This window comes from Arthrobacter sp. NPDC057013 (assembly GCF_042674585.1).
Taxonomy (GTDB): domain Bacteria; phylum Actinomycetota; class Actinomycetes; order Actinomycetales; family Micrococcaceae; genus Arthrobacter.
On record NZ_JBHUSE010000013.1, the window covers coordinates 109,416 to 117,061 of the forward strand.

Here is a 7,646-nt window from a genome sequence, read left to right on the forward strand (position 1 = left end):
GCTACTTGCCGCCCTTGCCGATCATGGACGCCGGCGGTTTGGGGAACGGTTTGGCCGGATACATCTTGGCCACCTTCAGCATGTAGTTGGCCCACTGCGGTCCGGCGATCATGTAGCCGTCAATCCGGTCGTAATGCTTGCCGTTGACGGTGATGTTCCTGCCCGGCCGTTTCTGGCCGTTCAGTGCGTCACCGAAGAAGGATGCGGTGACGATGCCGCTGGTGTAGCCCAGCACCCAGGTGGCGCCGTTGCTGTTGTTGGTGCCTGTCTTGGCCGCCACAGGGACCTTGCTCTGGACTTTGGGGTTGATGTAGACGCCTGAACCTTTTTTGAGCACGTCCTGCAGGACCGAGTTCACACCGCGGGCAATATCCGGCTCCACGGCGTTCCGGCACGCGGGCTGCTGGCTGGCCAACGCCCGCCCGCTGAAATCAGTCACGCGCTGGATGGCTATCGGTGCGCAGTAGCGGCCGTCCGCGGCGAAGGTGGCGAAGGCGGTGGCCATGGTCAGGGGTGACACTGCGGTTCCGCCGAGCACGTTGCCCAGCTGGTGCATGTTGATCCCGGACCCGTCCAGGCCGCTGTGCAGGCCGACGGCGTCAACCATCTTTTGGATGCCGCAGATGTCCAGCTGCGCCACCTCGGCGAAGGTGGCCGTGTTGATGGAGTTGTACAGCCCGTAGTTGGCGGGCATCCTGCGGTAGTAGCCTTCCGAAGCGTTCTGCAGATCGTCGGCAGCCTCAAGGCCGGCGGCGCGCTGTTTGCTGCTGTAGCCGCCAACCACCTTGGCGCACGAGTCCCGCCAGCGGAATCCCAGGGGGTACTCCCGCCGGGAGGCGTCCACCTCGTCGGTGATCTTCCGTCCCTGGTGCAGCCACTCAGCGAACGTGAACGGCTTCATGGTGGATCCGGGCTGGAACCCGCCCGCACCGTTGAGGTCGTTGCCGTTGGCGTCCTTGGCGTCCACGTTGAAGTTCAGCTGGGTGTCGAACTTGCCCGGCAGCGGGAGGAACACCGTGTTCTGCGCCATGGACAGGATTTTGCCGGTGCCCGGCTGGAGTGTCAGCAGCGAAGCACCCCACTTGGCCGGGTTGGCCCCTGCCGTGGAGTTCACCTGGGCCTGGGCCGCCGCCTGCAGCCGGCTGTCCAGGGTGGTGGTAATGGTGAGGCCGCCCCGGAACAGCTTCTGCTCCCGGGCTTCGGTGTCGGCGCCGTATGCACGGTTGTTGAGGATCAGATGGGACACGTAGTCGCAGAAGTACGGGGCCATGGCCGCGGCGGCGCAACCCTGCTTGGAGCTCCGGAGCTTCAGGCCCAAGCCGCTGGCGGCGGCGGTGTCGTGCTGCTTCTGGGTGATCTTGTCCTGGGCCAGCATGGCGTCCAGAACCAGGTTGCGCCGCTTGAGCGAGTTCTCCGGATTGGTCACGGGGTCGTAGCGGCTGGGGCTGTTGACGAGCCCTGCCAGCATGGCGGCCTGGGGGAGGCTGAGCTTGCTGGCCGGAACGCTGTAGAAGTGCTGCGCGGCAGCCTCGATGCCGTAGGCGTTGCGGTTGAAGAAAACGATGTTGAGGTAGCCCTCGAGGATCTGGTCCTTGGTGAATTTCTTCTCCAGCTCGATGGCGAGCTTCATTTCCCGCACCTTGTCGCCAATTGTCTTCTCGCCGCTGAGGACCACCTCGTCCTCGCGTCCGGCGGCAACTTTTGATTCATTGGCCACGTTAGTGACGTACTGCTGGGTCAGCGTGGAGGCCCCCTGCCGGTCCCCGCCGGATACGTTGGTCACCAGCGCCCGCAGCACACCCACGGGGTCGACGCCGCTGTGCTCATAGAAGCGGCTGTCCTCGATGGCGACCACGGCGTCCTTGATGTACGGCGACATCTCTTTCAGCGGCACCCGCACCCGGTTTTCCTCATAGAACGAGGCGATCAGTTTCCCGTCCGAGGTCAGGATCCTTGTGGTCTGCGCCGGGGGCCGCACGGCGAGGTCGGACGGCAGGCCTTTGTAGAAGTTGAGCGAGCCGTTCACGGCGGCACCGGCAGCGGCGATTTGGGGAACGAAGTAGGCCGCAACGAGGGCGCCGCAGACGCAACTGAGGACCACGAACCCGAGCAACCTTGCCAGGGCCGTGTGCGATCGAGCTGCCAAGCTTCTGCGTACCATCACTGCGGTTCACACCCCAAAAAAGCGTGTCTCCAGAATACGCTTCACGCGTCGGCCGGGCCAGAGCGGGTCCGGTCGAAAAGAACGGCCGGCGCCTGGCTGCTCAGAGAGGAAGGCCCCAACCTCGGTATACGGGTCATCGATGTTCCGCAGTGCTCCTGCCGACGAACGCACACGTCCTATTTCCTCCACAAGGCGAAAGGCCATCGTTCCGGGAAATTAATAAGTATGCTTGCCAACACCATGCTAAGCATGCTTATCGTATTCGAGTGCAGCGTCCTGCAGGGAGGCGTTGCGAACCCCCAAAGGATTTGAAATCCAAGGAGACGCCATGCTCACCACGGAAAATATTGATGGCCTGCTGCAGCGCAACGGAAACGTCCTGTCTGCAGACGGGGACAAGATCGGGTCCGTAGGCCAGGTCTACGCAGACGACGCCGATGGCCAGCCGACCTGGGTCACAGTCAAGACGGGCCTGTTTGGGACGTCCGAATCATTTGTCCCGCTGCAGGGCGCCCGTCTTGAAGGCGACGATGTCGTGGTTCCGTACACCAAGGACCAGGTGAAGGACGCACCCAGGGTGGACACTGACGGCCACCTCGAACCCTCGGAAGAGGACCGGCTCTTCGGCCACTACGGCCTCGACGGGCACCGGAATTACACGGAAACGGGAACCCGCGGAGACGCCGCCGGAACCGTTGGACGTGACACGTCCGGTCCCACCACCGATGGCGCGATGACCCGGTCCGAGGAGCGGCTGAACGTCGGTACGGAAAGGCAGGCCGCCGGGCGGGCCAGGCTTCGCAAGTACGTCATCACCGAAAACGTCACCAAGACCGTTCCGGTACAGCGCGAAGAGGTCCGGATCGAGCGCGAGCCCATCACGGACGCGAACCGCGGGGCGGCCTTGTCCGGTCCTGATATCAGCGAGGAGGAGCACGAGGTGACTCTTCACGAGGAGCGTCCCGTGATCGAGAAGGAGACCGTCCCTGTTGAGCGCGTCCGCCTGGAAAAGGACACGGTGACCGATGAAGTGACCGTCGATGAGGAAGTCCGGAAGGAACGCATCGAAACCGACGGCATGGACGACGTCCGGCGGTAGCAGAATTCGAAAGCCAGGGCCGGTTGCCGGCCCTGGCTTTCGCGCTCTGCAGTCACGCCCTGCCCGCCTCGGTCCCGGAGGGACGAACCGAGGGACGCTACGGCAGGTCAACGCTGGTGAGCTCTGACCGTTTCCCGTTTGCCTCCTCAACGAGGACCATCGAGCTCACCTGCGGGCAGTAGTACTTGTGCTCCCGCGAGTTCAACTCCAGCGGCGTCCAGTCGTCCACCTTGACGCAGCCTGTGTAGGTCCCCATTTTCGTGGTGACGGTCTGGCCGGTGGCGATGGTGTCCCGCATGTCCTCGGCATGGCCCGGGTAATACTCCTGCCGGTAGGTGTCGCCCACGCGCTGTTCGGCCTTCATCCAGATGCCGGCCTTCGCGCCGTCCTGGCCGTGGATAAAGCTGCCCGAGTGATCCCGCAGCTGACCGTCCTTGAAGTTATTCACGTCCTCGCCGAAGTACCACACGTCACCGTTCTTGTGCTGGGCCAGGTAGTCCCTGGTCTCCTCGACGAGCTGCCCGTTCTTGAATTCCTTGTCCAGGTAGATGACAGTCTCGACGCCCTCAATGACCCGTGTCTCCTTCAGGATCTCAATTTCGATCCTGTCGCCGCCGGCCCCGTAGGTCATCTTCTTTCCGGCTGGCAGCGCGAAGTACTTGTTGGTAATTTTCGTCGTGAAATCCGCCGGGGTGATTTGGGGACTGTAGTCAGCAGCCCCGGCCCGCAAATTGTTGAAGTAAAAAAATGCCGCCCCGCCAGCGACCAGCAACAGGACGATGATCCCCAATACGATGGTTCTCGGCTTCATGGCCCGTCCCACTCCTCGTTGAGTAGAAACCTTTATGTGGCCCGGTGCACCTGTTGCTTGCCCGGTCCATAGGAGAAAGGTAGTCCTGTCCGGCCGCCGGGGACAGAGGCAGCATCAATCTTTCGTCAGCTGTGGGCGGCTTCCACGACCCGCTCGCCGTTGAAGTATTCGAGCTGCCAGCCGTCGACGGCATGGTGGTGGGCCAGGTTCAGTACGGCATTGTCGATGCTTTGCAGGGTGCTGCCGATGGCGCGGCTGAGGCTCAGACGGAGGAGCGTGCCGTGCGCTACGACCAAAACGCGGCGCCCACGGAACTCCTCGGCCAGTGCTTCCAGGGCGGCCAGGCCCCGGGAAGCCGCCTCGTCGTCGCTCTCTGCCCCGCGGAAGCCGCCGGGGATGCGCAGTGCCTCCAGTTCCGGGCCGGCCTGCAGGCCCTCGGCGGGTCCGAAGCTGCGCTCGGCGAGCTCCGGCACGTGCCGGGCCACCGTGAGCCCCAGGCCGCCGGCGATCAGTTCTGCGGTTTCAGCCGCGCGGCTCAAGGGCGACGATACGACTGTGTCCCACTCCTGACCGGACAGCACGGCGACGGCGTCGCGCGCCTGCCTGCGGCCGACGTCGTTCAGCGGAATGTCGCTGGATCCCTGCAGCCTGCGCTGCGCGTTCCAGTCTGTCTGGCCGTGGCGGATGAGGGCGAAAGTCGTGAGGGTCATGCCTTCCATTGTGCCCGAGAGCGTGCCAGCTCAGCCGAACAGTACGGCGGCTTCGTCGTAGCGCTTCCGCGGAACAACCTTCAGCTGGCCCAGGGCCTCCTTGAAGCCCACGTGTTCGATGTCCGTTCCCTTCTGGGCAACCATGGTGCCCCAGAGGCCCTCCACCACCAAGTGGACGGCGGCCATGCCCAGGCGGGTGGCCAGGACGCGGTCGAAGGCGGAGGGGACGCCGCCGCGCTGGATGTGGCCCAGGATGGTGGCGCGGGTTTCGATGCCCGTCCGGGCTTCGATTTCCGGGGCCAGCTGGTCGGCGATCCCGCCCAACCGCGGCCTGCCGAAGGTGTCCAGCCCGCGCTCGGAGTACGGCGATTGCATGTGCTCCGGAACGAAACCTTCGGCCACGACCACCAGCGGTGCGCGCCCGCGGGCATGGGCTTCCTTCACCCACTGGGCGATCTGCATGACGCTGACCTTCTGCTCCGGAATGAGGATGGCGTGGGCACCTGCAGCCATGCCGGAGTGCAGCGCGATCCAGCCGACGTGACGGCCCATGACCTCGGCGATCATGCAGCGGTGGTGCGACTCGCCGGTGGTCCGGAGCCGGTCGATGGCCTCGGTGGCGATCTGCACGGCGGTGTCGAAGCCAAAGGTGTAATCGGTGGCATCGAGATCATTGTCCACGGTCTTGGGAACACCCACGATTTTCAGCCCGGCATCCGTCAGACGCTGGGCGGCCGCAAGGGTTCCTTCGCCGCCGATGGCAATGATGGCGTCGATGCCCAGCCGTTCCATATGGGCCTTGATGACGTCCGGGCCACCGCCGTTCTCGAACGGGTTGGTCCGCGACGTGCCAAGGATGGTGCCGCCCTGCTTGGCGATCCCCCGGACCATGGTCCGGGGGAGTTCGATGATGTCACCCTCCACCACACCGCGCCAGCCGTCGCGGAATCCGACGAACTCGTGGCCGTGAATGGCTATGCCCTTCAGGACGGCGCCGCGGATAACCGCATTCAGCCCGGGGCAGTCGCCGCCGCTGGTGAGGATTCCAATTTTCATTTTTCGACTCAAATCGCAGGGGTGGCCGATTCCACGGCGGCAAGCACCGACATCGCCTCCTCAACCACATCCGCGGCGGGGAACGACGGCCGGTTCACGCCGGCCATTTCCTCCATGACGCGGACCACCTGGCAGCTGTAGCCGAACTCGTTGTCGTACCAGACGTAGAGCACCAGGTTCTTGCCGTTGGCGATCGTGGCGAGGCCGTCGACGATGCCGGCGTGACGGGAGCCGACGAAGTCGGTGGAGACCACCTCGGGGGAGTCGATGTAGTCGATTTGCTTGCGCAGGTCCGAGTTCAGGGCCATGCCGCGCAGGTAGTTGTTGACCTCGTCCTTGGTGGTGCCCCGTTCGAGGTTGAGGTTCAGGATGGCCATGGACACGTCCGGCGTGGGGACCCGGATGGAGCTGCCGGTGAGCTTGCCCTGCAACTCGGGAAGCGCCTTCGCCACGGCCTTGGCGGCACCGGTCTCGGTGATCACCATGTTCAGCGCGGCCGAACGCCCCCGCCGGTCGCCCTTGTGGAAGTTGTCGATCAGGTTCTGGTCGTTCGTGAACGAGTGGACCGTCTCGACGTGGCCGTGGACCACTCCGTACCGGTCGTTGAGCGCCTGCAGGACGGGCGTGATGGCGTTGGTGGTGCAGGAGGCCGCCGTGATGATCCGGTCCGAAGCGGTGATATCGCGGTGATTGATGCCGTGCACGATGTTCTTCAGCTCGCCCTTGCCGGGCGCGGTCAGCAGGACACGGCCCACGCCCTTGCTCAGAAGGTGCTGGCCGAGGCCCTCGGCATCGCGCCAGCGGCCGGTGTTGTCCACCAGGATGGCATCGTTGATGCCGTAAGCCGTGTAATCGATGGTGGCGGGGTTGTCCGAGTAGATGACCTGGATCTGCACGCCGTTGGCCGTGATGGTGTTGGCCTCGGTGTCAACGCGGATGGTGCCCTCGAAGGAGCCGTGAACGGAGTCGCGGCGCAGCAGGCTGGCACGCTTGGTCAGGTCGTTGTCCGAGCCGCGCCGGACCACGATCGCGCGCAGTCGCAGGCCGTGGCCGCCGCCCGCCTGTTCGATCAGGAGGCGCGCCACCAGACGGCCGATCCGGCCAAAGCCATAAAGCACGACGTCGGTGCTGGCGCGGCTGCCGGCCCCGCCCTTGCCCACTACCTCAGCCAGTTCGGCGCGGAGGAATTCCTCCAAAACCATGCCCCCGCCGTCGGACTTGAACTTCTGGTTCAGGCGGGCGATGTCGATGGCAGCGGCGCCCAGGTCCAGCTGTGCCAGCGTGTTCAGCAGCGGGGCCGTCTCTTCCAGGGGCAGTTCGTCCTTGCTGATCCGGCGCGCGAAGCGGTGGGCCTTCAGGATGCTCATGGTGGACTTGTTGATCAGGCTGCGGCCATGGATGCTCGTCACCACGTTATTTTCGCGGTACAGCCGGCCGATCACCGGGATCATGGCCTCGGCAAGGGCCTCCCGGCCCATCCAGGCATCAAGACAAGAATCTGAGGTTTTTAGCATCGTGCTGCCTTTCCAAAAGGGTGGGTCTGTTCTTCGCTTCAGCTCCTGAAATGGTCTGAGAGGGGCTTGATATCCATCGTCCTGCCATCTTTGGGTAGGGGAAACGCTAATTCAGGATGGTTTTTACAACCCGTTTGGGTAGGGCGTGCTGTGAGCTGCGCCGGGTTACGTGGTGGTGGCGAACATGAGGGCCATGCTGGTGGCGCCGAGGGCTTCGAGGGCGTGTTCTGTGCGGGTGGAGTGTTTGCGGGCGGTTGTGTGGTGGGTGGGTGTTGTCCGGTTGCGGATCAGG

The 7,646-nt window shown here is 64.3% G+C and carries 6 protein-coding genes; 1 reads left to right on the top strand and 5 read right to left on the bottom strand.

Annotated elements, in window-relative coordinates; genetic code table 11:
• Position 1: 1 nt before the first annotated feature.
• Positions 2–2,161: a transglycosylase domain-containing protein gene (locus ACFTSA_RS16575; protein ID WP_377952662.1), complete on the bottom strand. Its 2,160-nt coding sequence runs from the start codon at positions 2,159–2,161 to the stop codon at positions 2–4.
• Positions 2,162–2,492: 331 nt separating this feature from the next.
• On the opposite strand from ACFTSA_RS16575, the gene ACFTSA_RS16580 reads away from it, so the two are divergent.
• Positions 2,493–3,263 carry a DUF2382 domain-containing protein gene (locus ACFTSA_RS16580; protein ID WP_377952663.1) on the top strand — a complete coding sequence of 257 codons (771 nt, stop codon included), beginning with the start codon at positions 2,493–2,495 and terminating at the stop codon, positions 3,261–3,263.
• Positions 3,264–3,360: 97 nt separating this feature from the next.
• Here the strand turns inward: ACFTSA_RS16580 and ACFTSA_RS16585 are convergent, their stop codons facing one another.
• The 4 genes from ACFTSA_RS16585 to ACFTSA_RS16600 form a co-directional block, all read right to left on the bottom strand.
• The gene (locus tag ACFTSA_RS16585; protein ID WP_377952664.1) at positions 3,361–4,074 is read right to left on the bottom strand and encodes a hypothetical protein; all 714 of its coding nucleotides are present in this window, start codon (positions 4,072–4,074) and stop codon (positions 3,361–3,363) included.
• A gap of 125 nt (positions 4,075–4,199) precedes the next feature.
• The gene (locus ACFTSA_RS16590) at positions 4,200–4,793 is read right to left on the bottom strand and encodes a histidine phosphatase family protein (RefSeq protein WP_377952665.1); all 594 of its coding nucleotides are present in this window, start codon (positions 4,791–4,793) and stop codon (positions 4,200–4,202) included.
• A 21-nt stretch (positions 4,794–4,814) separates the two neighbouring features.
• Complete coding sequence (locus ACFTSA_RS16595) at positions 4,815–5,840, bottom strand: 6-phosphofructokinase (RefSeq protein ID WP_377952666.1); 1,026 nt, start codon at positions 5,838–5,840, stop codon at positions 4,815–4,817.
• 8 nt (positions 5,841–5,848) lie between these two features.
• Positions 5,849–7,354 carry a glyceraldehyde-3-phosphate dehydrogenase gene (locus ACFTSA_RS16600; protein WP_377952667.1) on the bottom strand — a complete coding sequence of 502 codons (1,506 nt, stop codon included), beginning with the start codon at positions 7,352–7,354 and terminating at the stop codon, positions 5,849–5,851.
• Between the last annotated feature and the right edge of the window lie 292 nt (positions 7,355–7,646).

What these genes read in the sequence shown, in the direction of transcription:
- ACFTSA_RS16575 (WP_377952662.1), bottom strand. Translation starts at nt 2,161, where the DNA reads ATGGTACGCAGAAGCTTGGCAGCTCGATCGCACACGGCCCTGGCAAGG.
- ACFTSA_RS16580 (WP_377952663.1), top strand. Translation starts at nt 2,493, where the DNA reads ATGCTCACCACGGAAAATATTGATGGCCTGCTGCAGCGCAACGGAAAC.
- ACFTSA_RS16585 (WP_377952664.1), bottom strand. Translation starts at nt 4,074, where the DNA reads ATGAAGCCGAGAACCATCGTATTGGGGATCATCGTCCTGTTGCTGGTC.
- ACFTSA_RS16590 (WP_377952665.1), bottom strand. Translation starts at nt 4,793, where the DNA reads ATGGAAGGCATGACCCTCACGACTTTCGCCCTCATCCGCCACGGCCAG.
- ACFTSA_RS16595 (WP_377952666.1), bottom strand. Translation starts at nt 5,840, where the DNA reads ATGAAAATTGGAATCCTCACCAGCGGCGGCGACTGCCCCGGGCTGAAT.
- ACFTSA_RS16600 (WP_377952667.1), bottom strand. Translation starts at nt 7,354, where the DNA reads ATGCTAAAAACCTCAGATTCTTGTCTTGATGCCTGGATGGGCCGGGAG.